The sequence below is a fragment of the Pseudomonas sp. H9 genome, from assembly GCF_004353925.1.
Taxonomy (GTDB): domain Bacteria; phylum Pseudomonadota; class Gammaproteobacteria; order Pseudomonadales; family Pseudomonadaceae; genus Aquipseudomonas.
Map to the genome: position 1 here is coordinate 259,589 of NZ_SMOK01000047.1, position 24,209 is coordinate 283,797.

Sequence of the window (24,209 nt, forward strand, 5' to 3'; positions counted from 1 at the left end):
TAAAGATAATCGGAGACACCCATGGCCTTAGACTTATTCGTTGTCTTGATCTACGCGGCCGGCATGCTCGGGCTGGGCTGGTACGGCATGCGTAAAGCAAAAACCCACGAAGACTACCTGGTAGCCGGACGTAACCTCGGCCCTAGCCTGTACATGGGCACCATGGCCGCGACCGTCCTCGGCGGTGCCTCGACTGTTGGTACGGTAAAACTGGGTTACGTACACGGTATTTCCGGTTTCTGGCTGTGCGCGGCCCTGGGCCTGGGCATCATTGCCCTGAACCTGTTCCTGGCCAAACCTCTGCTGCGCCTGAAAATCTTCACCGTAACCCAAGTGCTGGAACAGCGTTACAACCCGATGGCTCGTCAGGCCAGTGCGGTGATCATGTTGGCCTATGCGCTGATGATTGCCGTGACCTCGACCCTGGCGATCGGTACCGTACTGCAAGTGCTGTTCGACATGCAGTTCTGGGCCGCCATCCTGCTCGGCGGTGGCGTGGTCGTGGTGTACTCGACCATCGGCGGTATGTGGTCGCTGACCCTGACCGACATCGTGCAGTTCGTGATCAAGACTGTCGGCCTGATGTTCGTGCTGCTGCCAATCTGCCTGTACCGCGTAGGTGGTTGGGACGAACTGGTCGCCAAGCTGCCAAGCGCAAGCTTCAGCCTGACCACCATCGGCTGGGACACCATCATCACCTACTTCCTGATCTACTTCTTCGGCATCCTGATCGGCCAGGATATCTGGCAGCGCGTGTTCACCGCGCGTGACGAGAAAGTCGCCAAGCGTGCCGGTACCGTTGCGGGTGTCTACTGCGTGGTCTATGGCCTGGTGTGTGCGCTGATCGGTATGACCGCCCACGTGCTGCTGCCAGACCTTGCCAACGCCAACAACGCCTTTGCTGCGATTGTTAAATCCGCCCTGCCGGATGGTATCCGTGGCCTGGTAATCGCCGCTGCGCTGGCTGCGATGATGTCCACCGCCAGTGCCGGCTTGCTGGCCGCGTCCACGGTGCTGACCGAAGACCTGCTGCCTAAACTGCGCGGCGGCAAGCAATCGAGCCTGGCGATCAACCGCCTGTTCACTCTGCTCACCGGTATCACCGTGCTGGGTATTGCTCTGGTAGTTGAAGACGTGATCAGCGCCTTGACCCTGGCCTACAACCTGTTGGTTGGCGGCATGCTGGTACCACTGATCGGTGCGATCTTCTGGAAACGGGCGACCACCGCTGCGGCAATCACCAGCATGGCGCTGGGCTTTATCACCGCCCTGGCGTTCATGATCAAAGATGGTATGGATGCCAACACCCCGATCTACTACAGCCTGGCGATCGCGCTGGTCAGCTTCGTGGTAGTGAGTGTGATGTCTCGCCGTCCGGCGGGTGCGGTAAACCTGGCCTGACTGGCCAACGGTGGCCGTCGCATCAATCTGATGCGGCGGCCCAAGCCTGGCGCCTAGCGACGTGGACGTGGCTGGCGCTTGCGCTGCTCCTCATCTGTAGGGATCGGCACCGGCTGCAGTGGCGGTGGAATCAAGCCCAGAGCCGCAGCCAGGTCATGAAGCCAGTTGAACAGATTATTTCTCATAAATCCCCCTCACGGGTCAGCCTGCACGGCATTTCAGTCCTGCGATGCTTCATACAGATCATAGTCCTATGTCGTACGTTACGCATGCTCTAGGACTACAAGTTGGGATGAAGTTGACCTTAATCAAGCGTTGACCGCCAGTTCAGCCGACGCTGCAACTGTTTCCCCTTGTTGCAAGTCGATCCAGGCACTCAAATTCGCCCCGCACATGCCTTTGCGCCACATCAACCAGGTGGTGGCCAAATCAAAAGGCTTTTGCAAACGATGCGCCGCTACACGCTCACGTCCCGGCAAGCTGTCGAGCATCGACTGCGCCATCAGCGCCACCCCCGATCCGGCAATGACACAGGCCAGCATGCTGGGGTAAGACTCGATTTCCATGACTCGCCCCATCACCGCATGATCATGGGCATACCAGGCTTCCAGGCGCATGCGGTACGAGCAGCCCTGGCGAAAAGTAAATACCGCACGCCCGGCCACATCCAGGGCGCTGCGTACCGGCTTGTGCCCGGGCTCGGTAATCAGCACCAGGGTTTCATCGCATAGCGGCACGCCATCCAGCCCGGCCAGGGCCAACGGGCCATCCACCAGTGCAGCATCCAGGCGACCACTGAGCAGGCCTTCAAGCAGTTCACCGCTGGGTGCCGCCTGAACCTGCAGGTTCACCGCCGGATACGCCTGGTGATAACGCGCCAGCAGCGCCGGCAGATGAATGGCAGCCGTGCTGTACATGGTGCCGAGTGCGAAATCTCCCGCCGGTTGCCCGCCCTGCACAGCGGCGAAGGCTTCATCACGCAGCGCCAGCATGCGCCCGGCGTAATCGAGCAACACCTTGCCCGCTGGCGACAGCTGCAAGCGTTGCCGCTCGCGGCGAAACAACTCCACACCCAGCTGCTCTTCGAGCTGGCGCAGGCGCGTAGACAGGTTCGAGGGTACCCGGTGCAAGCGCTCGGCGGCACGGGTGATCGAGCCCTCCTCGGCGACCGCCTGAAAAATACGCAGTTGGCTGAGCTCCACGGGATATTCTCCAGAACAGAACAAGTTGATCATGATTATTCAATTTTACTGAAAGTCAAACCCTCTTAGCCTGACGCTCATCGCCCTCGCCTCAGGAACAGTGTCATGTCCCCGCTCATACAATTGCTCGCCAGCGCCATCGCCCTGATGATGGCCATGGGGATCGGGCGTTTCGCCCTCACCCCACAACTGCCACAGCTGATCAGCGAAGGTCAGGTCACTCTGACTGCCGCCGGCCTGATCGCTGCCGCGAACTACTTGGGTTACTTCCTCGGCGCCCTGGACGCCATGCTCGCGCGCCGCCCCGGTCAGGTCCGCGCGCGCCTGTACGGGGGCTTGTGGCTGTGCGTGCTGCTGACGCTGGCCTCGTGCTGGGCCAACGGTTTCTACAGCCACCTGGCCTTGCGCTTCGGTACCGGGATCGCCAGCGCCTGGGTGCTGGTGATGCTCACCAGCCTCAGTCAGCAAGTGGCCGCGACGCACAACCGCACACGGCTCGGCGCGATGGTGTTCGCAGGTCCCGGACTGGGGATCATGCTCACCGGCCTGCTGGCACTGTTCTCTAACCTGCACGGCCTGGGCTCTGCGCCACTGTGGTTGATTTATGCCGCTACGGCCCTGCTCATGCTGCTGGTAGTACTGCCCTTTCTGCCACGTGTACAGGCCACAACACCTGGGGCCAGCCCTGCTATCGCGCACGGGCCGACTCCGGGGATCGCACGCCTGGGGCTGGTCTATGCGTTGTACGGCATCGGCTACATCATCCCGGCCACCTTCATGTCACAAATGGCCAACGCACGCTTTCAGGGTCAGTGGCTGGCCGACCTGTTCTGGCCCGCGTTCGGGCTGGCCGCGGCAGTGGGTGTGGTCGTCGTCAGTGTGCGCCGCGCACGCTGGGGCACTACCTCACGCTGGTTGATGGCGACATTGTGGTTGCAGGCTGCTGGGGTGTTCGCCTGCCTGCTCGGCAATGGCCCGGGCTTGGCCTTGGGTGTGCTGTTGTGCGGAACGCCGTTTCTGGCCTGCATGCAACTGGTGATGCAGCGTTCACGTGAACTGGCGCCCCACGTCCATCAGCGCAACACCGGGTTGCTGACCGCCTGCTTTGCCTTGGGCCAGCTCAGTGGCCCGTTGCTGGCCGCGTTGAGCAACCAATTCGCCGCAAGCCTGCAACCAGCGTTGATCATCGCCGGCAGCGGCCAGCTCTTGGCCGGTGCACTGCTGTGGCGCGCACAACCTAGCCGAGCAGCTTGCGCAAGTGTCGGCGCACCCACTGTTCAGCACTGACCAGGGTAACCCCGAGCAAGACCATTACCGCGCCAAGCACAAAGTTCAGGCTCAGCGGCTCGTCCAGCAGCAATACGCCAAACGTCACCCCGAACAACGGGGTGATGAAGGAGAACACCGCCAGGTTCGACGCCAGGTAGCGGCGCAACAGCCAGAACCAGGTCAGGTAGCTGAAGAACGACACAATCAGGCCCTGGAACAACAGGCTGCCAATCGACAGCGTCGTGAAGTGCACCTGAGTGACCTGGCCACTGAGCGCGGCAATCAGCAACAGCCCGACAAAGCCCACTGCCAGTTGATAGAACAGCGTCAGGGTTGCCGGTGCTTCCGACAGCCGCGAACCGCGCACTACCACGGTAGTTGCGCCCCACGCCAAGCCAGCCAGTACCCCAAAGGCATCACCCAGCAACATACGGCCGTCCATGTCGGACCATGACACACCACCGGCGAAAGCGTAGGCGATACCTGCAAAAGCCAGGACAATGCCCAGCCACTGCAACGGCCGCAGGCGTTCGCTGGGCAACAGCAAGTGCAGGCCCAAGGCGGTGAATACCGGGGCGGTGTAAAGGAATACCGACATGTGCGCCGCGGAAGTCAGCTTCAAGCCTTCAGCGATGAACAGAAACTCCAGGCCGAACAACGCACCGGCCAACAGGCCGCCGCGCCAGGTGTGGGCAACCTGCTCCCAGCCGCCGCGAAAGCAGATCAGTAAGCCCACCAGCACTGCCGCCATGCCGGAGCGCAAGGCCTGCTGCATCACCGGTGCGATATCCGGCGCAGCGAGCTTGATCATCACCTGCTGAATGCCCCAGATCAGGCACAGCACCACCATCACTTGCAGGGCAAAGGCATCGGTATTGCGGCGGGTAGTGCTCATTGCCAGCACCCGCGAATGGCTAACAGCATGGAAAAATCTCGACAGTTTGGATCCAGCGCCAATTATCGGGGGCGGCAGCGCTGGATTGCCAGTCTTTGTGAACCGAGCTGAACTTTGCCTGCCGCCCGGGCATCAACCGCAACACACCGTTAGCGGAGCACCGCCGATGAAAACCTTAGTGAAGATTGCTGCCGCCGCCAGCCTGTTGCTGGCCCTGCCCAGTTGGGCGTGCACCCTTGAAGAAGCGACGGAAAAACGCGAAGAGCTGGCCAAGGAAGTCTCACGCCTGACGGAACAGAATCCGCAGAAAGCCAAAGAGATCAATGACGAACTGAAAGGCATGAAGCTGGAAAGCGCCAGCAAAGACCTGCCGGACAAGTGCCAGCTGATCAACAAGCGGCTGCAGGAATTGAGAGAAGCGCAGAAGCAGGTGTGATCGTATCGCGGGGCAAGCCCGCTCCCACAAGGCCCTGTGGGAGCGGGCTTGCCCCGCGACTCAACTATTACTCAGCAGCCGGCTTACGACGCTTGAGCGGCGCCAAACCATCAGCACTGGCCAACGGCGCGTTAGGTTTTGGCTTGGCCGTCGGCTTGCGCTTGGCCACGACTTTCTTGTCGCCTTTCTTGTCGGTCTTTTTCTTCTTGACGCCAGCGGCCTTGCCCGACGCCTTGACCTTCTTCGGCCCGGTGTAAGTGCCTTTGACTTCCTTGATGGTGCGGCGTTCGAAGCTTTGCTTCAGGTAGCGCTCAATGCTCGACATCAGGTTCCAGTCGCCATGGCAGATCAGCGAAACCGCCAGGCCTTCGTTACCGGCGCGGCCAGTACGGCCGATACGGTGCACATACTCGTCACCACTGCGTGGCATGTCGAAGTTGATCACCAGATCCAGGCCGTCAACGTCCAGGCCGCGCGCAGCGACGTCGGTAGCAACCAGCACCTTGGCACCACCTTGCTTCAAGCGCTCGATGGCCAGTTTGCGGTCTTTCTGGTCTTTGTCGCCGTGCAGTACGAACGCTTTGAAGTCTTTGGCCACCAGGTGACCATAGATGCGGTCGGCCATGACCCGGGTGTTGGTGAAGATGATCGCCTTCTGGTACGTCTCGTTGGCCAGCAGCCACTGGACAATCTGCTCTTTGTGCTGGTTGTGATCGGCGGTGATGATCTGCTGGCGGGTGCCTTCGTTCATCTGGCTGACGGTATTGAGCATCAGGTGCTCAGGCTCGTTCAGGACCTTGGCGATCATGTCGCGCAGGCCGGCGCCGCCGGTGGTGGCGGAGAACAGCAGGGTCTGCTCGCGGTTCGGGCACTCGCCGCACAGGCGTTCGACGTCTTCGGCAAAACCCATGTCGAGCATGCGGTCGGCTTCGTCGAGCACCACAACTTGCACATGCTCAAGCTTCAGGTTGCCAGCGTTCAGTTGCTCAAGCATACGGCCCGGGGTACCGACCAGGATATCCGGCACCTTGCGCAGCATGGCGGCCTGTTCCTTGAAGTCTTCACCGCCGGTAATCATGCCGGCCTTGATGAAAGTGAACTGCGAGAAACGCTCAATTTCCTTGAGGGTCTGCTGGGCCAGTTCACGGGTTGGCAGCAGCACCAAGGCGCGGATCTCTACGCGCTTCTGCTTGAGGTCGACCAGACGGTTGAGCACCGGCAGCACGAACGCTGCGGTTTTGCCGCTACCGGTTTTCGCCGTTACCCGCAGGTCACGCCCCTGCAAAGCCAGAGGAATGGCGGCCGCCTGCACCGGAGTCGGCTCTACGAAGTTCAGTGCAGCAACGGCTTTGAGCAGGCGTTCGTGCAGGGCGAATTGGGAAAACACGGGTGTACCTCGGGCATGTGCAGAAATTCAGCCGTATAGGGTAACGTTTTCCAGCGCCTACGCCGAATTTCTTTTGGCACTGTTGGTCGTTTCCGGGCTCTAATACCCGCTCATTTTCACTACGGACACGTCAAAAACCGCATGGCTATTGAACAGTTCTGGCAAAACGCCCTCGATCTTTGGGGCACCCTCGATCAACATCCCGTGCTGCACGCAGGCCTTGGCCTGAGCATTCTGCTGGCAATCGCCCTGGTGCTGGGCCGAGTGGCACGCTTTCTGATCCTTCACGCTATCAAACTGCTGGCCCGACAGCCGGCACTGCACTGGGTCAACGACCTGCTGCAAAACAAGGTGTTTCATCGCCTGGCGCAGATGACACCGTCTCTGGTGGTGCAATTCGGCCTGAAACTGGTGCCGGAGCTCAACGCCCCCAGCCAGCACTTCCTCGGCAACGTCGCACTGGCCTTCACCATCCTGTTCCTGATGCTGGCAATCAGCGCCCTGCTCGATGCCCTGCTCGACATCTACGCGCGCACTGAGCATGCCCGCACCCGCTCGATCAAAGGCTACGTGCAACTGGCCAAGATGGTGTTGTACGTGTTTGGCGCGATCATCATCGTCGCCACCCTGATCGACCGCTCACCGCTATTGCTACTGTCGGGTCTGGGTGCGATGTCGGCGGTCATTCTATTGGTGTACAAAGACACCCTGTTGTCGTTCGTCGCCAGCGTGCAATTGACCAGCAACGACATGCTGCGGGTCGGCGACTGGATCGAAATGCCGCAGGTCGGCGCCGATGGCGATGTGGTGGACATCACCCTGCACACCGTCAAAGTGCAGAACTTCGATAAAACGATCGTCTCCATCCCCACTTGGCGCCTGATGTCTGAGTCGTTCAAGAACTGGCGTGGCATGCAGCAGTCAGGTGGGCGCCGGATCAAGCGCAGCCTGTTCATCGACGCTGGCGGTGTACGTTTTCTGAGCACCGAGGAAGAGCAACGCCTGAGCCAGGTGCGCCTGCTGACTGACTACATCACCCGTAAACGCAGTGAGCTCAAAGCCTGGAACGAAGCGCAAGGCAACGTTGCCGAGCTGTCGGCCAACCGTCGGCGCATGACCAACCTCGGTACCTTCCGCGCCTATGCCCTGGCTTACCTGAAGAGCCACCCGGACATCCAGCCGAACATGACCTGCATGGTCCGCCAGATGCAGACCACCGCCCAGGGCGTGCCGCTGGAAATCTACTGCTTTACCCGCACCACCGCCTGGGGTGACTACGAGCGGATCCAGGGTGACATCTTCGACTACCTGCTGGCGGTGATGCCGGAGTTCGGCCTGAGCCTGTACCAGCAACCCAGCGGCAACGACCTGCGCGCTGGCCTGCTACCGTCGAGCCTGCCCAACCTGCAGCGAACGCTGACTGCCGAGACGACCGAGCCATAGCGAGGCGAGAATCACCGCCCCACCGATGAACAACCTGCCCAGCGGCTCGTGCTGATTCCAGATCAGCAAGTTGAGCAGCAGCCCCACTGGAACGTGCAGGTTGTTCATCACCGCCAGGGTCGCGCCTGAAACCAGGCAGGCGCCTTTGTTCCACCAGTACAAACCCAACGCCGTCGGGCACAGCCCCAGGAACAACAACACCAGCCACTGCACATTGGTGCTCGGCAGGTGCTGGCTGTTGCCGAACGCCAGGAATGCGGGCAACACCACCAGCAAGGCGCCCAGGTAGAAATAGCCGAAGCGCCGGTAATGCGGCAGGTCGCTTGGGTTACGGGCAATCAGATGGCGGTACAACACTTGACCGGCGGCATAGGTGAAGTTGGCCAGTTGCAGCAGCAAGAAGCCCATGAAGAAGTCTGGGCTGATGCTGTCGAAGCGGATCACCGCCGCACCTGCCACGGCCACCAGTGCTGCCACCAACGCCCAAGGATTGAACCGCCGGTTCAGCGCGTCTTCGATCAGGGTCACGTGCAGGGGAGTAAGAATGGTGAACAGCAGCACCTCAGGCACCGTCAACACCCGGAAACTCAGGTACAGGCACACATAAGTGATGCCGTACTGCAGCGCGCCGATCAGCAGCATCGAACGCATGAAGCGCGGCTCGACCTGACGCCAGCGGGTCAACGGCAAAAACACCAGGCCGGCCAGTACAACGCGCGCCAGCACGGCGAAATAGCTGTCTACATGTCCTGCCAGATACTCGCCGATCAGGCTGAACGAAAACGCCTGGATCAGTGCGACGATCAATAAATAGCCCATGATTGCCCCTTGCTGTGAAGGCGGCGACCTTAGCTTTTCACCGATCGCGGGGCAAGCCCGCTCCCACCGGTAGGAGCGGGCTTGCCCCGCGAAGACATTTCCTGACTCAGTTCAATTGCGGACTAAAGCGATGGAGCTGCCACGCTTTGTCGCCATAACACGCAGTGACCAACTGAAGATTACATTGAGTGCTTACCCGGGCAACCTGCTGAGGTCGACAGATTGCGCAGGAATGGCTAGCTCTTCCGGTAGGAGCGGGCTTGCCCCGCGAAGCAGTCTGGTAGTTCAACCGCAATCGCGGGGCAAGCCCGCTCCCACCAGCCTGATCCCACAGCACGCGATTTTCATGCACAAAAAAGCCCGGTCATAGACCGGGCAGGTACACCCAAAGGAGCAACAGGTGTCAGGCGGGAAAATTCAGTTGCTGACTCAGGCCACCGCAGCCAGTTTAGCCTTGGCCTGGTTCAGGCCCTTTTCATGGAAGTCGCCCCCCAGGTTCAGGCCTTCGGCGTGAATGAAGGTGACATCGTGAATACCGATGAAAGCCATCACCTGACGCAGGTACGGTTCCTGGTGGTCGCTGGAGGCGCCAGCGTGGAGGCCGCCGCGAGCGGTGAGGATGTACGCCTTCTTGCCGGTCAACAGGCCTTGTGGGCCGGTTTCGGTGTATTTGAAGGTGATACCGGCACGCAGTACGTGGTCCAGCCAGGCTTTCAGGGTGCTCGGGATGGTGAAGTTGTACATCGGCGCCGCCAGCACCAGTACATCAGCGGCCAACACTTCGTCGGTCAGCTCATTGGAGCGGGCCAGGGCCTGCAGTTCGTCGCTGTTGCGCTGCTCTTCAGGTTTCATCCAGCCACCCAGCAGGTTGGCATCCAGGTGCGGCACCGGGTTGACGGCCAGGTCACGCTGGGTGATCTGATCGCCAGGATGGGCAGCTTGCCAATGGCTGACAAAATCGCGGGTCAGTTGCCGGGAGATCGAATCCTGCTGGCGGGCGCTGCTTTCGATAACAAGAACACGGGACATGGGTTGCCTCCATCGGCAAATGCGGTAAGTCGATGGAGGTGAGATTAAACAGTGACCGATCGATTAAAAAGCGTAAAATCTGGGTGCAATCTATCAGTTTATTTGTTTTATTGTGGCGATGCGCTAGCCTCTACAGCATCGTGCGCTGTTTATAGCGGTTTGCAATCCAGGCTGATGCGCAGCTTGATGATTTCGCGGTTGAATTTGGCCGTAACGTCTTTGCTTTGTTTAGGCTGCACCTGTACTCGGCGCACCCGCGGTGCTTCCGGGCCGTTGCGAAACAACACCTTGCACTGGGCCGGCACCTCGCCGTAGTTGTTCAGGGTGATCGAACCGATATCACGGTCGGTGTCGTAGGCGGTGTAGTCGAGCTTGACGCCTTCAAGGTTTTTTTCCACATCGATGGGATAAGCCAAGGCTGTGAGCGGAAGCAGGGCCAGCAATACAGCACAACATTTCTTCATACGACGCTCTCCATGAAAGAGCGCCAGCTTAGGACAACAGGAGCCGAAGATGAAAGCGCCGCGCGTTACCCTGGATCAGTGGCGGACCTTGCAAGCGGTGGTCGACCACGGTGGTTTTGCCCAGGCGGCCGAAGCGCTGCACCGCTCACAATCTTCGGTGAGCTACACCGTTGCGCGTATGCAAGATCAATTGGGCGTGCCGCTGCTACGCATCGACGGGCGCAAGGCCGTGCTGACCGACGCCGGCAATGTGTTGCTGCGCCGCTCCCGGCAACTGGTCAAGCAAGCAAGCCAACTGGAAGACCTCGCCCATCACATGGAACAGGGCTGGGAAGCCGAGGTGCGTCTGGTGGTCGATGCTGCTTACCCCAACGCCCGCCTGGTCCGCGCCCTGAGCGCCTTCATGCCGCAAAGCCGCGGTTGCCGCGTGCGCCTGCGTGAAGAAGTGCTGTCCGGTGTTGAAGAGGTGCTGCATGAAGGCATCGCCGACCTGGCCATCAGCGGCTTCAATATTTCCGGCTATCTGGGTACCGAACTCAGTTCGGTGGAGTTCGTCGCCGTTGCTCACCCGGATCACAGCCTGCACCGCTTGGGCCGTGAGCTGAACTTTCAAGACCTGGAAAGCCAGCTGCAAGTGGTGATCCGCGATTCAGGCCGTGCCCAACCGCGCGATGTCGGTTGGCTGGGTGCTGAACAGCGCTGGACCGTCGGTAGCCTGGCCACCGCCGCTACCTTTGTCTGCAGTGGCCTGGGCTTTGCCTGGCTGCCCCGTCACCTGATCGAGCGGGAACTGCGTGAAGGCCTGCTCAAGCCCTTGCCGCTGGATCAGGGTGGCAGTCGCCATCCACTGTTCTACCTTTACTCCAACAAGGACAAACCCCTGGGCCCGGCCACGCAGATCCTCATCGAGTTGCTACGAAACTTCGATACCGCGCCGCTGGACGTGCCCTTCGCTGCCCCCGCCCAAGCCTGACAGGAATCTCGCCCATGGCCTATTTCGAACATGAAGGTTGTTCGCTGCACTATGAGGAATACGGCCAGGGTGATCCGCTGGTGCTGCTGCATGGCCTGGGCTCCAGCTGCAAGGACTGGGAGATGCAAGTGCCCACACTGGCCCGGCACTATCGGGTGATCCTGATGGACATCCGTGGCCACGGCCGCTCCGACAAGCCCCACGAGCGCTACAGCATCCCGACGTTCAGCGCCGACCTGCTGGCACTGCTTGAGCACCTGCAGTGCGGCCCGGTGCACCTGGCTGGCCTGTCGATGGGCGGCATGGTCGGCTTTCAGTTCGCCGTCGATCATCCGCAATGGCTGCGCAGCCTGTGCATCATCAACAGTGCGCCGGAAGTCAAACGCCGCACCCGCCAAGACTGGATCTGGTGGGCCAAGCGCTGGGCCCTGGCCCGTGTACTGAGCCTGGAAGCCATCGGCAAGGGCTTGGCCGCGCGCTTGTTCCCCAAACCGCAGCAGGCCGACCTGAGGCGCAAAATGGCCGAGCGCTGGGCGAAAAACGACAAGCGCGCTTACCTAGCCAGCTTCGACGCCATTGTCGGTTGGGGCGTCAGCGAACGCCTGGGGCAGATCCGCTGTCCTACGCTGGTCATCAGCGCCGACCAGGACTACACCCCGGTTGCCCTGAAAGAACGCTACGTGCGCCTGATACCTCAGGCTCAACTGGCGGTCATCGAAGATTCGCGGCACGCTACACCGCTGGATCAACCCCAGATTTTCAATCAGACGCTGCTGAACTTTCTGGCAGCGTCCACCACCTCTCAAGGAACATTGAGCCCATGCTGAAAAAACTTCTGCTTGCCACCTGCTCGGTCGTCTTCGCCGCCAGCGTCATGGCTGCCGACAAAGCACCCCACGTCATGCTCGACACCAGCTTTGGTCAGATCGAAGTGGAACTCGACCCGGTCAAGGCACCGATCAGCAGCAAGAACTTTCTGGAGTACGTGGACAGCGGCTTCTACAACAACACCATTTTTCATCGTGTGATTCCTGGCTTCATGGCCCAGGGCGGTGGTTTCACCGCTGACATGCAGCAAAAACGCACCAACGCTCCGATCAAGAACGAAGCCAGCAACGGCCTGCATAACACCCGTGGCACCCTGTCGATGGCGCGCACCTCCGACCCGAACTCGGCCACCAGCCAGTTCTTTATCAACGTCGCTGATAACGCCTTCCTCGACCCGGGCCGCGATGCCGGCTATGCGGTATTCGCCAAAGTGGTCAAAGGCATGGACGTGGTCGACCAGATCGTCAACTCCCCTACCACCGTCAAGCGCGGCATGCGCGACGTACCGGCTGACCCGGTGTACATCAAGTCGGCCAAACGTATCGACTGACCCAGCGCCTCACAAGGACGTGAGCCAGGGCCTGAGGGTCTAGCTGAACAGGAGTTACTTTTTCATGCTGTTTCGCCGGTTCGAAAAGCTGATCGATATCTTTCGTGAAGCCCCCAGCGCGGCGCCGCCCAGTACGGTGTTGCCGTTCTACCTGTACTACCTGCGACAGGTCTGGCCCAGCTTTGCGGCGTTGCTGGTGGTCGGCCTGATTGGCGCAATCATTGAAGTGGCACTGTTCAGTTACCTGAGCCGGATCATCGATCTGGCTCAGGGCACGCCTAACATCCACTTCTTCAGCGAACATGCCGGCGAACTGATCTGGATGCTGGTGGTGGCGCTGCTGTTGCGCCCGGTGTTCGTTGGCCTGCACGACCTGTTGGTGCACCAGACCATCAGCCCCGGTATGACCAGCATGATCCGCTGGCAAAACCACACCTATGTGCTCAAACAGAGCCTGAATTTCTTCCAGAGCGATTTTGCCGGGCGCATCGCCCAGCGCATCATGCAAACCGGCAACTCACTGCGCGATTCGGCGGTGCAGGCGGTGGATGCCCTGTGGCACGTTCTGATCTATGCCATCAGCTCGCTGGTGCTGTTCGCCGAAGCCGACTGGCGCCTGATGCTGCCGCTGATCAGCTGGATTCTGTGTTACATCGGCGCGCTCTACTACTTTGTGCCACGGGTCAAAGCCCGTGCGGTAGTGTCGTCCGATGCCCGCTCCAAACTCATGGGGCGTATCGTTGACGGCTACACCAATATCGCCACCCTCAAGCTGTTTGCTCACACCGATTTCGAGCAACAGTACGCGCGCGAAGCCATCAGCGAACAAACTGAAAAGACCCAACTGGCAGCGCGTGTGGTCACCAGCATGGACGTGGTCATCACCAGCCTCAACGGCCTGCTGATTGTCACCACCACAGGCCTGGCCTTGTGGCTGTGGAGCCAATCGCTGATCAGCGTCGGCGCCATTGCCCTGGCCACCGGCCTGGTGATCCGCATCGTCAACATGTCAGGGTGGATCATGTGGGTGGTCAACGGCATCTTCGAAAACATCGGTATGGTCCAGGATGGCCTGCAGACCATCGCCCAACCAGTGACCGTGACCGACCTGCCCAACGCGCCGGCCCTGAAAGTCGAACGCGGTGCAGTGAAGTTCGAGAACGTCGGTTTTCATTACGGCAAAGGCAGCCGCATCATTGACGACCTCAACCTGGACATCCGCCCCGGTGAAAAGATCGGCCTGATTGGCCCTTCGGGTGCCGGCAAGTCAACCCTGGTCAACCTGCTGCTGCGCCTGTACGACCTGGAAAGCGGGCGCATCCTGATCGACGGTCAGGACATCGCTCAGGTATCCCAGGCCAGCCTGCGTGCACAGATCGGCATGATCACCCAGGACACTTCCCTGCTGCACCGCTCGATCCGCGACAACCTGCTGTACGGGCGACCTGACGCCAGTGATGAAGCACTGTGGGAAGCCGTACGCCGGGCCCGCGCCGACGAGTTCATCCCGCAGCTTTCCGATGCCCAGGGCCGCACCGGTTTCGATGCCCATGTGGGTGAGCGCGGGGTCAAACTCTCGGGTGGCCAGCGTCAACGTGTTGCCATTGCCCGGGTGCTGCTCAAGAACGCGCCGATCCTGATCATGGACGAAGCCACTTCAGCCCTGGATTCGGAGGTGGAAGCGGCCATTCAGGAAAGCCTGGAGACGCTGATGCACGGCAAGACAGTGATCGCCATCGCCCACCGCCTGTCGACCATCGCCCGTATGGACCGCTTGGTGGTACTGGAAAAAGGCCGCATAGCCGAGATGGGCAGCCATGCCGAGCTGCTGGCGCAGCAGGGTTTGTATGCGCGCTTGTGGCATCACCAGACCGGCGGCTTCGTCGGCATCGACTGACTCCGCCAGTGGGAGCGGGCTTGCCCCGCGATCGCGATCTTTCTGTCACATCGCCTCGCGGGGCAAGCCCGCTCCCACCGAAGGTCAAGCCTGGCGATAGGGCAAGGCGCTGCGTGCTTCTTCGGCGTAGGCCAACACCCCTGCCCGCTCCTGCTGCAGAAATTCGTCCACGGCCCGACGCAATCCCGGGTGCAGCAAGTAATGCCAAGACCGGGTAATCACCGGCTCAAAACCTCGAATCAGCTTGTGCTCGCCCTGCGCACCGGCATCAAAACGCTGCAATCCCTCGGCAATGGCAAAGTCCATGCCCTGATAGAAGCAGGTCTCAAAATGCAGGCGGTCGAATGCACCTACACAGCCCCAATAGCGCCCGTACAGGCTGTCGCCACCGACCAGGCTGAAGGCCATGGCGACGTCACGCCCACCCTGACAGGCCATGACCACACGGATGGCCGTTGGCATGCGTTCGGCCAGCAGGCTGAAGAATGAGCGGGTCAGGTACGGCGCACGGCGACGCACCGCGTAGGTGTTGGCGTAACAGGCAAAAACAAAATCCCACTGTGCTTCGCTCAGCTCGTCCCCTCGGTACCAGCGAAACTCGATGCCCTGCCCGGCCACCTGCTCACGCTCCTTGCGCATCTGCTTGCGTTTGCGAGAACTGAGGCTGTCGAGAAAATCCTGGAAATCCCGGTAACCCTGGTTGCGCCAGTGAAACTGACACCCCAGACGCTCCATCCAGCCATCACGGCCACGCATTACGGCGTCGGCCTCGGCATCGGTGAAATTGATATGCGCGCCCGACAGCCCTTGGCCCGCCAGGTCCTGGCTAAGCTGATCGATCAGTTCGCCAGCCGCCTGCGCATTGCCCAACAGCCGCGAGCCGCTGACCGGCGAAAACGGTACCGCGCCGAGCAGTTTGGGGTAATAGGCAATGCCCGCACGTTCACAGGCATCGGCCCAGCCGTGATCGAACACGTACTCACCAAAGGAATGGGTTTTTACATAAGCTGGTAGTGCGGCCTGCAACTGCCCCGCAGCATCCGTCAGCAGCCGGTGCGCTGGCGTCCAGCCGGTACGCGGGCTGACGCTGCCGCTGTGCTCCAGGCTGCTGAGGAAGGCATGACGTAAAAACGGTTGTTCGCCCGGCACCAGGGCATCCCAGGTGGCAGGTGAGCATTCGGCGAGCTGTGACAGGATGAGGATAGGCATTGGCGCAGTCTGCCTCGTCACGCCGGCGAAAAAAAGGTGCTTCACGGATTATTGGACTGATCCAGTGGGAGCGGGCTTGCCCCGCGCTTGCGGACTGTCTGATGCATCGCATCGCGGGGCAAGCCCGCTCCCACGAGGGCAAAAAAAAGCCCCGCAGATGCGGGGCTGAAGATTTAACGGATGAGGAGCGGTACTGCTTAGAACACGTACTGCGCGCGCATGACGAAGCCGTCGCCGCTGTCGTCGCCAACAGCGTTCTCGGCGTTGTCGACTTTGGATTTGACGTACACACCGCTGAGCTTGATCGACTCGTTGGCGTACCAGTTCACACCCACGTTATGCACTTTGGCTTCAATGTCACTGACATCGGCGAATGCACCGTTGTCATCATCAGTGCTCAGGTGGTCATAGCGGTAGAACACTTCCCAGGCACCGATTTGCTTGTTCTGCGGCTTGATCGCATCGAACTTGCCCAGCTTGTAACCACGCGCTTCACCGGTCAGGGTATAGGCCAGTTGACCGTAGTAGCCGGTGGACTTGATGTCGGAGAAAGCATCGTCGTCAGCCTGGGTGTCACGCTTGATGTATTCACCCTGTACCGAGAACGGGCCCATGGCCCAGGCCGCTTCCAGGTTCCAGGCCTTGTCGGTGTCGTAGGCACCGGCCGGGGTGTTGTTAGCGCCGCCCAGTACCAGACGGTTACCGTTGTCACCGGCATCCTGACCACCATCAGTGCTTACGCCGCGCATGCCCAGGCGGCTGCGGATACGGCCGTCGAACGCGGTGTCCGAGAGGTCACGCTGGGCGTAGTTGATACCGAAGTGCAGGACGTTGCCGGCTTCGTGCATCAGTGCGAAGACGCCACGCAGGTTGAACTGCTTGGTGCTATCGCCATCCTTGTCCTGGTTGGTGGCATCTTTGGCAAACACGCCAACCGAACCGTACAGCGAGTCACCGGCGTTACCCGAGGCTTGCAGGCCCATACCGCCGTTGTGCGAGTTGGTCCAGTCGACCAGATCATAGGCAGCAGTACGCTCTTGCGCGGTTACCCACTTGGAGCTGGTGGCTTTTTCCAGACCGAATTCTGGGTCGAAACGACCGACTTTGATCGACACTGGCTTGAAGCCGTTGTAGGCAAGAGACGCTTCGTCGAAGTAACCGTCTTCGGAGCGGTTGTCACCGCCGGAGTTGTGCGAGAAGTCGTAAGCGATGGCGTAAGCCCAGTCGGTGTACATCACGCCGCCCAATTCCAGGTAAGCGCGACGGAAGTAACCCGCGTCGGCGGTGTTGCCGTTCTTGGTGTAGAAACCGTCAAAACGGCTGTAGTCGGCCTGAACACGACCGCCCAGCTTGAAGCTGAATTCCTTGTCGGTGGTAGCGACCTCGAGGCCACCTTTGGTCTTGACTACGATATCGGCGCCGTCGGTGGTCACGGTACCCGCGAAAGCCTGGGCGGTTACGGCCATGGCCAAAGCGCTGGCTGCGAAACCTGCGAAGTGCTTACGGATCATCGAAGAAGCTCCCCTACTTTATGGTCTTGATAATGTTGGAAAAACACGCGGCTTGAGCCACTTGTGCTGGGGAGGAATCTTGGCGGGGGGTTATGTCAGATCAGTGGCTTTTATATAAATGTTTTATTACAAGGGAACTTTTTTACTTCGAATGCGAATAAGCCGAAAAGCCCCGTTGCAGGGCCTTACAGCGGGTTTTCACGGTGTTTTGGGCGGCTGTTGTGCGCGAGTGATGCGCTGGACGATTTCATCAACGTCGTCTACCGGTGCTTCGGGCAACGCCTGGATCGTCGCCTGTGTCAGACGCAGCTGCTTGATGAAACGGCGGCAGTTTTTGCAAAACAACAAGTGCTGGCGGGCCAGCAGTTTTTCACCCAAGGTGAGTTGCCCATCGAGGTAATCGCTTGAGCGGGCGACCAGTTCCTTGCAACTCAGCATTGGCCGGTTTCCTCAAAATGTTCAAGGGTGGCAAAGACCTTCAGCCTCGCCCGGTGCAGCAGCACGCGGACATTGGAGAGCGAAAGATCGAGAAGATTACAGATCTCCTCCAACTCCAGACCCTGACGCTCGCGCAGCAGCAACACGCTACTTTGCATGTGTGACAGGCGCTGCAGGGTATGCTCCAGGCACTCACGCAGCTCATCCTGGCTGAGCAGTGCTTCTGGTGAGTCTTCGTGCCAGGCAGACGGCGCCAGCAACCAATGACCGTCGCTGGCAAAGCGCTCGTCCCCTACTGTGCCATGCGGGCCTGGCAGGTCATCGAGCAGCACTTCGCGGCGGTTCTGCTTGTAACGGGTTTTGGCGGCGTTGGCGGTAATGGTCAGCAGCCAGGTCTTGAGGCTGGAACGCCGCTGAAAGCCCGGCAAGCCGCGCACCACGGCCAACCAAGCGTCCTGCACAGCCTCGTCGGCCTGACGACTGCCGAGAATGGCGTAGGCCACGGCGCGCATGGCGCCCTGGTAAGTCGTGACTAATTCCTTGAACGCCTGTTGGTCGCTGACCAACAGGCGTTCAAGCAAGCGCGCTTCGAAATCGACCGACATGGTCACCTCATCCTGAACGAGTTCAACGGACGTCGAAGCAGGCGCTTTGTTACAACCGCGCTCAGCGCTTGCGCAGAATCACACTGCCGATCGAATAACCCGCACCGAAGGAGCTGAGCACGCCCAGGGAACCTTTAGGCAGGTCATCCTGATGCTTGTGCAGGGCAATCACCGAGCCCGCCGAGCTGGTATTGGCGTAGCTGTCGAGAATCACCGGTGCTTCAGTTTCCAGCGCATCGCGACCGAGCAGTTTCTTGACGATCAGGTGGTTCATGCTCAGGTTGGCCTGGTGCAGCCAGAAGCGTTTGACGTCGCTGACGCTGATATTGTTTTCTGCCAGGTGCTGACCGATCAGCTCGGCAACCATCGGGCAAACTTCGCGGAATACCTTGCGGCCTTCCTGGACGAAGAGCTTGTCGGCAGCGCCGATGCCTTCTTCAGCCGCACGGTTGAGGAAGCCGAAGTTGTTGCGGATGTTGTTGGAGAACTGGGTCAGCAGTTTGGTGCTGACGATGTCGAATTGATGCGCCGAGGTGGCCAGGTCGGCACGTTCCACCAGCACGGCTGTGGCGGCATCACCAAAAATGAAATGGCTGTCACGGTCGCGGAAGTTCAGGTGACCGGTGCAGATTTCCGGGCTGATCACCAGAATCGCGCGGGCCTGGCCCAATTGCACGCTGTTGCAAGCGGTCTGGATACCGAAGGTAGCCGAGGAACAGGCAACGTTCATGTCAAAGCCAAAACCGTTGATGCCCAGCGCTTGCTGCACTTCGATGGCAATCGCCGGATACGGGCGCTGCAAGTTGGAGCAGGCAACGATCACCGCATCGACATCAGCGGCAGTACGACCTGCACGTTGCAACGCCTGCTCCGCCGCAGCCACGGCCATCTGACAGAGGATCGACGGCTCGTCGTTGGAGCGCTCCGGCAAGCGTGGCGTCATGCGTTGTGGGTCGAGAATTCCGGCTTTGTCCATGACAAAGCGGCTCTTGATGCCCGAGGCCTTTTCGATGAAGGCTGCGCTGGACTCGGCCAGGGCCTGCACTTCACCGCGCTCGATGGCTTCGGCGTTGTCAGCATTGAACTGCTGTACATAGGCATTGAAGGAATCCACCAGCTCTTCGTTGGAGATGCTGTTGGCCGGGGTGTACAGGCCGGTGCCGCTGATGACGACGTTATGCACGGTCGTTCCTCTGTGTAAGGGTCGCCGCCCGGCGGGCAACGGCCTGTTCGATTCGGTCAGCTGGCACCTTCGTACCAACTCTTGTGTGTAATAACCCCTGAAGCGAGTACGCTGCAGGGTTCCTCATTCGGTAAACGCTGATGTCGGGATTATCGGCCCGACAGCAGCGAATATCGGCCAAGTGTGCCACAAGTACAGGCGTTTAGGCTTCTACCTGACTCCACTGCTTGCTGAGTCTTTTGTCAGAAACCGGCACTTTTGTACCCAGCTGCTGAGCGAACAGCGACACCCGATACTCCTCAAGCCACCACCGGTAGAGTGTCAGTTGCTCATCGCGCTTGCCTTCCTGCGCGTGCTTGTCGGCACGGGCTTTGTACTGCATCCACAGATTGCCCAGCTCACCACTCCAGACCCGGTCCTTCTGCACCTGGCTTCCCAGTTTCTCCAGGCGCAACTCGATGGCCTTGAGGTAGCGCGGCAATTCCTTGAGCCACAGCGCTGGCGTTTCTCGCACAAAGCCTGGGTACACCAGGTTGCTCAGTTGTTGCTTGATGTCATTGAGGGCCACCGCCTGGGCCAGGTCGATCTTGCCTTTGAAGCGCTTTTGCAAACCGTGCCAAAGCTTGAGAATCTCCAGGGTCAGGCGCGCTAGGCGCTCGGCATGTTCGGTCCAACTGCCGCGCTTGCGCTCGGCCAGCGAGGCCAGGCCCGCACCGTCGCGCGGCAGGTTGCTTTCACCGTCGAGAATGCAACTGTCGAGGCTGGCCAGCAGGATATCTTCCACCAGCGCCTCGACACGCCCCAGCTCTCGGTACAGCAAGCCCAGCTCGGTCAGCCCCGGCAGTTTGCCGCGCAGGAATTTGGCCGGCTCCGCCAGTTGCTGCAGCAGCAAACGCTGCAAGGCACGGCGGTGTTGGAACTCGGCTTCGGCCTGGGTAGAGAAACGCCCTTCCTTGACCGTGCCGTTTTCTTCAACCAGCGCCGGGTATACCGTCATCGACAGGCCAGCGATTTTTTGCTGCGCCGTCTCGGCGACCTGGGCAAAGGCTTTGGCCTGCACCGGCTGCTGGCTTTTCTCGGTTTGTGGCACCGCCAGCGCCGCCTGGCTTGCAGCCACGAAGCGCGCGGTCAACTCGGCCAGGTCGCGACCTTCGCCGAGGAATTTACCCTGGCCGTCGACCACTTCCAGGTTCATCTTCAGGTGGCTGTCCACCTGCTCCGCCGCTTCGGCCCAGGCTTCATCACTGACCCGGGCGCCGGTCATGCGCAGCAATTCACGGCCCAACGCTTGGGGCAATGAACCCTCGGCGAAGGTCATGCGCTGCAAAGCTGCCTTGACGAAGTCTGGTACCGGGACGAAGTTCTTGCGCAAGGCCTTGGGCAGGTTGCGCACCAGGGCAATGCACTTGGCTTCGAGCAAGCCAGGCACCAGCCACTCCAGGCGCTCACCCGGCAAGCTCGGCAATAACGGCGCCGGCACGCGCACGGTGACACCGTCGCGCGGGTGGTTGGGCTCAAAGTGATAGCTCAGCGGCAGGCTCAAGTCACCCAGGCGCAAGGTGTCGGGATACTGCGCGGCGGTGACTTCACTTGCCTCACGTGCCAGTACGTCTTCCTCGCGCATGATCAGCAATTGCGGGTCTTTCTGGCTGTTTACCCGGTACCAGCTGTCGAACGTCGCAGTCTGGTGAATCTCGGCCGGCAAGCGTGCTTCATAGAAGCCGTACAGGGTTTCGTCATCGGCCAGAATGTCACGACGGCGGGCTTTGGCCTCCAGCTCGTCAAGCTGTTCAAGCAGGCGGCGGTTGGCCGTCAGGCACTTGGCTTTCGACTGGATTTCACCGCCCACCAACGCCTCACGGATAAACAGCTCGCGGGACATCACCGGATCGACCGGACCGAAGTGCACCGGGCGGCGACCGACCACGATCAGGCCGTAAAGGGTGACCTGTTCGTAGGCCACTACCTGGCCGCGCTTCTTCTCCCAGTGCGGCTCGAAATGGTTCTTTTTGATCAGGTGCGTCGCCAGCGGTTCGATCCAGTCCGGCTCGATTTTCGCCACCATGCGCGCATAGAGTTTGGTGGTTTCCACCAGCTCGGCGGTCATGATCCACTGCGGGCGCTTCTTGCCCAGACCCGACGACGGATGCACCCAGAAACGCCGTTGACGCGCACCGAGGTAATCGCCTTCTTCGGTCTTCTGGCCGATCTGACTGAGCAGGCCGGAGAGAATCGCTTTGTGCAGTTTTGGGTAGTCTGCCGGCTCTTTGTTGAGGCTCAAGTGCAAGTCACGGCAGATCAGGCTCAACTGCCGGTGGGCATCGCGCCATTCACGCAGGCGCAGGTAGTTGAGGAAGTTCTTCCGACACCAGTTGCGCAGCGGGCTGGCGGTCAAGGCCTGACGCTGTTCCTCAAAACCGCGCCATAGATTGACCAAGGCGGCGAAATCCGAATCGGTATCTTTCCACTGGGCATGGGCCTGGTCGGCTGCCTGCTGACGCTCCGGCGGCCGCTCACGAGGGTCTTGTACCGACAAGGCACTGGCGACGATCAGCAGTTCATTGAGGCTGCCCTGCTTGGCACCTTCCAGCAGCATGCGCCCCAAGCGCGGATCAACCGGCAGACGCGCCAGTTGTCGCCCCAGCGGCGTGAGCTGGTTCTCACGGTTGACCGCCGACAGCTCCTGCAACAGGTTGAAACCGTCGCTGATGGCCTTACCATCCGGCGGCTCAATAAACGGGAAGGCATCGATTGCACCCAAGCGCAGGTGCAGCATCTGCAGGATCACTGCTGCCAGGTTGGTCCGCAGGATCTCGGGGTCGGTGAACTCAGGGCGTGCGTTGAAGTCTTCTTCGCTGTACAGGCGCACGCAGATACCCGGCTCAACCCGGCCGCAACGGCCTTTACGCTGATTAGCGCTGGCCTGGGACACCGCTTCGATCGGCAAGCGCTGCACCTTGGCTCGGTAGCTATAGCGGCTGATCCGCGCAGTACCGCTGTCGATCACGTAGCGAATGCCCGGCACCGTCAACGAAGTTTCGGCCACGTTAGTGGCCAGCACCACACGCCGACCGGGGTGGGACTGGAAAATCTTCTGCTGCTCTGCCGGTGACAAGCGCGCATACAACGGCAGGATTTCGGTATGGCGCAACTGCGCCTTGCGCAGCATCTCGGCGGCATCGCGAATCTCGCGTTCACCAGGCAGGAACACCAGTACATCGCCCAGGCTCTTGCCGTGGCTGCGTTCGAAAGCGGCAATTTCATCAAGGGTTGCCAGTATCGCCTGGTCCACCGTCAAGTCGTCTTCGACCTGATTGCCCTCCTCGTCCTGCTCGCTGGTAAGCGGTCGGTACCAGGTTTCCACCGGGTAGGTGCGACCCGAAACTTCAATGATCGGTGCATCGTTGAAGTGCTTGGAGAAGCGCTCCAGGTCAATGGTCGCCGAGGTGATGATCACCTTGAGGTCGGGACGGCGCGGCAGCAGGGTTTTCAGGTAGCCGAGCAAAAAATCGATATTCAGGCTGCGTTCGTGGGCTTCGTCGACGATGATCGTGTCGTAGCGCTCAAGAAAACGGTCGTGCTGGGTTTCGGCGAGGAGAATACCGTCGGTCATCAGCTTGACCAGGGTATTGGCATCGCTCTGGTCTTCGAAGCGAACCTGGTAACCAACCAACGCGCCCAGCGGTGTGCCGATCTCTTCGGCCACCCGGGTGGCAACGCTACGGGCGGCGATCCGCCGAGGCTGCGTATGGGCAATCAGACCATGCTGGCCGCGCCCCAACTCCAGGCAGATCTTCGGCAACTGGGTGGTTTTACCCGAACCGGTTTCGCCAGCGATGATCAGCACCTGATGCTCGGCCAGCACCTTTTTGATTTCGTCACGCTTGGCCGCAATCGGCAGACTGTCATCGTAACGAATGCTCGGCACACTGGCCTTGCGCGCCGTGGCCTGGGCGCAGGAGGCCTGGACCTTTTCGACCCACTGGGCCAGCTTGGCCTCGTCCGGGCGCTTGCGCAGTTCATGCAACTGGCGGCGCAGGCGATGGCGCTCGGCAATCATGGCGTGATCGAGGTTTTTCAGCAGTTGATCGATAGCGTGGTCAGTCATGGGGGCTTTTTAATCGTGCAGGTGAGCCTGCTTTTTCATGATCGGCATAGGAAGGGCTGCGATTGTCGCAGATTTGCCCCCGCTCGGCACGGCTGCCAATAACGCGCAATTGGTTGGTTCTTTGTATGTTTTCTGGGGTGGATTGGCTTTGGCTTAGAGCGCTGAGGGCTTATCCAATTGATGTGGTGGCTGCACTGGCCCCTTCCGCCTTTACGGCGGCTGACTTTCCTCTTGGAAAAAGTCAGCAAAACCGCTCGCTCCGGATTCCTTCCCTCCGGCATTGCTCCCGCGAGGACCGCACTAACTGGCCATCCATGGCCCGAAGCGCTTGATCCATCGCGCACGAAAAAGCAACAAGCAACAAGCAACAAGCAACAAGCAACAAGCAACAAGCAAGATCACCACATCCTTCACTATCGAAGATAACGCCAGTGCAGGCGCCGCCCGTAACTTCGCGACTTCAGGAGGCCGGAGAGGAGGTACCTGGAGGGCCAGGTGCGCAGCACCCTTCGGCTGAGCCGAAGGCGCGAGACGTAGACTTGGCGAAGCAAGTCGTAGGCCG

21 protein-coding genes are annotated in these 24,209 nt (G+C 60.3%); 8 read left to right on the plus strand and 13 right to left on the minus strand.

Going from position 1 to position 24,209, the window contains the following annotated elements:
* Positions 1-21: 21 nt before the first annotated feature.
* Complete coding sequence (locus tag E1573_RS26000) at positions 22-1,401, plus strand: sodium:solute symporter (protein ID WP_133217400.1); 1,380 nt, start codon at positions 22-24, stop codon at positions 1,399-1,401.
* 53 nt (positions 1,402-1,454) lie between these two features.
* On the opposite strand, the gene E1573_RS27095 is transcribed toward E1573_RS26000, so the two are convergent.
* Positions 1,455-1,586, minus strand: coding sequence for a PA1414 family protein (locus tag E1573_RS27095; protein WP_256659627.1), 132 nt, complete (start codon positions 1,584-1,586; stop codon positions 1,455-1,457).
* A gap of 123 nt (positions 1,587-1,709) precedes the next feature.
* Positions 1,710-2,603, minus strand: a complete 894-nt coding sequence (locus tag E1573_RS26005; RefSeq protein ID WP_133217401.1) for a LysR family transcriptional regulator — start codon at positions 2,601-2,603, stop codon at positions 1,710-1,712.
* A gap of 105 nt (positions 2,604-2,708) precedes the next feature.
* Between E1573_RS26005 and E1573_RS26010 the strand changes: the two genes are divergently transcribed.
* The gene (locus tag E1573_RS26010) at positions 2,709-3,890 is read left to right on the plus strand and encodes an MFS transporter (protein WP_133217402.1); all 1,182 of its coding nucleotides are present in this window, start codon (positions 2,709-2,711) and stop codon (positions 3,888-3,890) included.
* Here the strand turns inward: E1573_RS26010 and E1573_RS26015 are convergent.
* Complete coding sequence (locus E1573_RS26015; protein ID WP_133217403.1) at positions 3,841-4,767, minus strand: DMT family transporter; 927 nt, start codon at positions 4,765-4,767, stop codon at positions 3,841-3,843. The two genes, E1573_RS26010 and E1573_RS26015, sit on opposite strands and share 50 nt — an antisense overlap.
* Positions 4,768-4,933: 166 nt before the next feature.
* Between E1573_RS26015 and E1573_RS26020 the strand changes: the two genes are divergently transcribed.
* Positions 4,934-5,203 carry a hypothetical protein gene (locus E1573_RS26020; protein WP_133217521.1) on the plus strand — a complete coding sequence of 90 codons (270 nt, stop codon included), beginning with the start codon at positions 4,934-4,936 and terminating at the stop codon, positions 5,201-5,203.
* Positions 5,204-5,270: 67 nt separating this feature from the next.
* Here E1573_RS26020 and E1573_RS26025 read toward each other — a convergent pair whose 3' ends face one another.
* A complete protein-coding gene (locus tag E1573_RS26025; protein ID WP_133217404.1) occupies positions 5,271-6,590 on the minus strand; it encodes a DEAD/DEAH box helicase in 1,320 nt (439 codons plus the stop codon).
* A 141-nt stretch (positions 6,591-6,731) separates the two neighbouring features.
* On the opposite strand from E1573_RS26025, the gene E1573_RS26030 reads away from it, so the two are divergent.
* Complete coding sequence (locus tag E1573_RS26030; RefSeq protein ID WP_133217405.1) at positions 6,732-8,033, plus strand: mechanosensitive ion channel family protein; 1,302 nt, start codon at positions 6,732-6,734, stop codon at positions 8,031-8,033.
* Here the strand turns inward: E1573_RS26030 and E1573_RS26035 are convergent.
* The 3 genes from E1573_RS26035 to E1573_RS26045 form a co-directional block, all read right to left on the minus strand.
* Positions 7,974-8,852 (minus strand): carboxylate/amino acid/amine transporter, encoded by an 879-nt coding sequence (locus E1573_RS26035; protein ID WP_133217406.1) that lies wholly within the window; start codon positions 8,850-8,852, stop codon positions 7,974-7,976. The genes E1573_RS26030 and E1573_RS26035 overlap by 60 nt on opposite strands.
* 429 nt (positions 8,853-9,281) lie before the next feature.
* Positions 9,282-9,881, minus strand: coding sequence for an FMN-dependent NADH-azoreductase (locus tag E1573_RS26040; RefSeq protein ID WP_133217407.1), 600 nt, complete (start codon positions 9,879-9,881; stop codon positions 9,282-9,284).
* A 149-nt stretch (positions 9,882-10,030) separates the two neighbouring features.
* Positions 10,031-10,345 (minus strand): 3-phosphoglycerate kinase, encoded by a 315-nt coding sequence (locus tag E1573_RS26045; RefSeq protein ID WP_133217408.1) that lies wholly within the window; start codon positions 10,343-10,345, stop codon positions 10,031-10,033.
* Between the two features lie 49 nt (positions 10,346-10,394).
* Here E1573_RS26045 and E1573_RS26050 point away from each other — a divergent pair, with 49 nt between their 5' ends.
* The 4 genes from E1573_RS26050 to E1573_RS26065 all read left to right on the plus strand — a co-directional run bounded on the left by E1573_RS26050 (position 10,395) and on the right by E1573_RS26065 (position 14,593).
* On the plus strand, positions 10,395-11,318 hold the full coding sequence (locus E1573_RS26050) for a LysR family transcriptional regulator (RefSeq protein ID WP_133217409.1): 924 nt from the start codon (positions 10,395-10,397) through the stop codon (positions 11,316-11,318).
* Positions 11,319-11,332: 14 nt separating this feature from the next.
* Positions 11,333-12,145: an alpha/beta fold hydrolase gene (locus E1573_RS26055; RefSeq protein WP_133217410.1), complete on the plus strand. Its 813-nt coding sequence runs from the start codon at positions 11,333-11,335 to the stop codon at positions 12,143-12,145.
* The gene (locus E1573_RS26060) at positions 12,139-12,696 is read left to right on the plus strand and encodes a peptidylprolyl isomerase (protein ID WP_133217411.1); all 558 of its coding nucleotides are present in this window, start codon (positions 12,139-12,141) and stop codon (positions 12,694-12,696) included. Before E1573_RS26055 ends, E1573_RS26060 begins: the two co-directional genes overlap by 7 nt.
* Positions 12,697-12,760: 64 nt before the next feature.
* On the plus strand, positions 12,761-14,593 hold the full coding sequence (locus tag E1573_RS26065; RefSeq protein ID WP_133217412.1) for an ABC transporter ATP-binding protein: 1,833 nt from the start codon (positions 12,761-12,763) through the stop codon (positions 14,591-14,593).
* Positions 14,594-14,677: 84 nt separating this feature from the next.
* Here the strand turns inward: E1573_RS26065 and E1573_RS26070 are convergent, their stop codons facing one another.
* The 6 genes from E1573_RS26070 to hrpA form a co-directional block, all read right to left on the minus strand.
* Entirely contained in the window at positions 14,678-15,802 is a 1,125-nt protein-coding gene (locus E1573_RS26070) for a GNAT family N-acetyltransferase (protein WP_133217413.1), read from the minus strand.
* A gap of 197 nt (positions 15,803-15,999) precedes the next feature.
* Positions 16,000-17,313, minus strand: coding sequence for an OprO/OprP family phosphate-selective porin (locus E1573_RS26075; RefSeq protein ID WP_133217414.1), 1,314 nt, complete (start codon positions 17,311-17,313; stop codon positions 16,000-16,002).
* Between the two features lie 198 nt (positions 17,314-17,511).
* Complete coding sequence (locus E1573_RS26080) at positions 17,512-17,751, minus strand: anti-sigma factor (RefSeq protein ID WP_133217415.1); 240 nt, start codon at positions 17,749-17,751, stop codon at positions 17,512-17,514.
* Positions 17,745-18,356 carry an RNA polymerase sigma factor gene (locus E1573_RS26085; protein WP_133217416.1) on the minus strand — a complete coding sequence of 204 codons (612 nt, stop codon included), beginning with the start codon at positions 18,354-18,356 and terminating at the stop codon, positions 17,745-17,747. Before E1573_RS26085 ends, E1573_RS26080 begins: the two co-directional genes overlap by 7 nt.
* A 61-nt stretch (positions 18,357-18,417) precedes the next feature.
* Positions 18,418-19,539 carry a beta-ketoacyl-ACP synthase III gene (locus tag E1573_RS26090; RefSeq protein WP_133217417.1) on the minus strand — a complete coding sequence of 374 codons (1,122 nt, stop codon included), beginning with the start codon at positions 19,537-19,539 and terminating at the stop codon, positions 18,418-18,420.
* A gap of 202 nt (positions 19,540-19,741) precedes the next feature.
* A complete protein-coding gene (hrpA, locus tag E1573_RS26095; protein ID WP_133217418.1) occupies positions 19,742-23,647 on the minus strand; it encodes an ATP-dependent RNA helicase HrpA in 3,906 nt (1,301 codons plus the stop codon).
* Positions 23,648-24,209 lie beyond the last annotated feature (562 nt).

Coding starts and splice junctions, on each gene's coding strand:
- E1573_RS26000 (WP_133217400.1), top strand. CDS start 22: ATGGCCTTAGACTTATTCGTTGTCTTGATCTACGCGGCCGGCATGCTC.
- E1573_RS27095 (WP_256659627.1), bottom strand. CDS start 1,586: ATGAGAAATAATCTGTTCAACTGGCTTCATGACCTGGCTGCGGCTCTG.
- E1573_RS26010 (WP_133217402.1), top strand. CDS start 2,709: ATGTCCCCGCTCATACAATTGCTCGCCAGCGCCATCGCCCTGATGATG.
- E1573_RS26015 (WP_133217403.1), bottom strand. CDS start 4,767: ATGAGCACTACCCGCCGCAATACCGATGCCTTTGCCCTGCAAGTGATG.
- E1573_RS26020 (WP_133217521.1), top strand. CDS start 4,934: ATGAAAACCTTAGTGAAGATTGCTGCCGCCGCCAGCCTGTTGCTGGCC.
- E1573_RS26030 (WP_133217405.1), top strand. CDS start 6,732: ATGGCTATTGAACAGTTCTGGCAAAACGCCCTCGATCTTTGGGGCACC.
- E1573_RS26035 (WP_133217406.1), bottom strand. CDS start 8,852: ATGGGCTATTTATTGATCGTCGCACTGATCCAGGCGTTTTCGTTCAGC.
- E1573_RS26040 (WP_133217407.1), bottom strand. CDS start 9,881: ATGTCCCGTGTTCTTGTTATCGAAAGCAGCGCCCGCCAGCAGGATTCG.
- E1573_RS26045 (WP_133217408.1), bottom strand. CDS start 10,345: ATGAAGAAATGTTGTGCTGTATTGCTGGCCCTGCTTCCGCTCACAGCC.
- E1573_RS26050 (WP_133217409.1), top strand. CDS start 10,395: ATGAAAGCGCCGCGCGTTACCCTGGATCAGTGGCGGACCTTGCAAGCG.
- E1573_RS26055 (WP_133217410.1), top strand. CDS start 11,333: ATGGCCTATTTCGAACATGAAGGTTGTTCGCTGCACTATGAGGAATAC.
- E1573_RS26060 (WP_133217411.1), top strand. CDS start 12,139: ATGCTGAAAAAACTTCTGCTTGCCACCTGCTCGGTCGTCTTCGCCGCC.
- E1573_RS26065 (WP_133217412.1), top strand. CDS start 12,761: ATGCTGTTTCGCCGGTTCGAAAAGCTGATCGATATCTTTCGTGAAGCC.
- E1573_RS26070 (WP_133217413.1), bottom strand. CDS start 15,802: ATGCCTATCCTCATCCTGTCACAGCTCGCCGAATGCTCACCTGCCACC.
- E1573_RS26075 (WP_133217414.1), bottom strand. CDS start 17,313: ATGATCCGTAAGCACTTCGCAGGTTTCGCAGCCAGCGCTTTGGCCATG.
- E1573_RS26080 (WP_133217415.1), bottom strand. CDS start 17,751: ATGCTGAGTTGCAAGGAACTGGTCGCCCGCTCAAGCGATTACCTCGAT.
- E1573_RS26085 (WP_133217416.1), bottom strand. CDS start 18,356: ATGTCGGTCGATTTCGAAGCGCGCTTGCTTGAACGCCTGTTGGTCAGC.
- hrpA (WP_133217418.1), bottom strand. CDS start 23,647: ATGACTGACCACGCTATCGATCAACTGCTGAAAAACCTCGATCACGCC.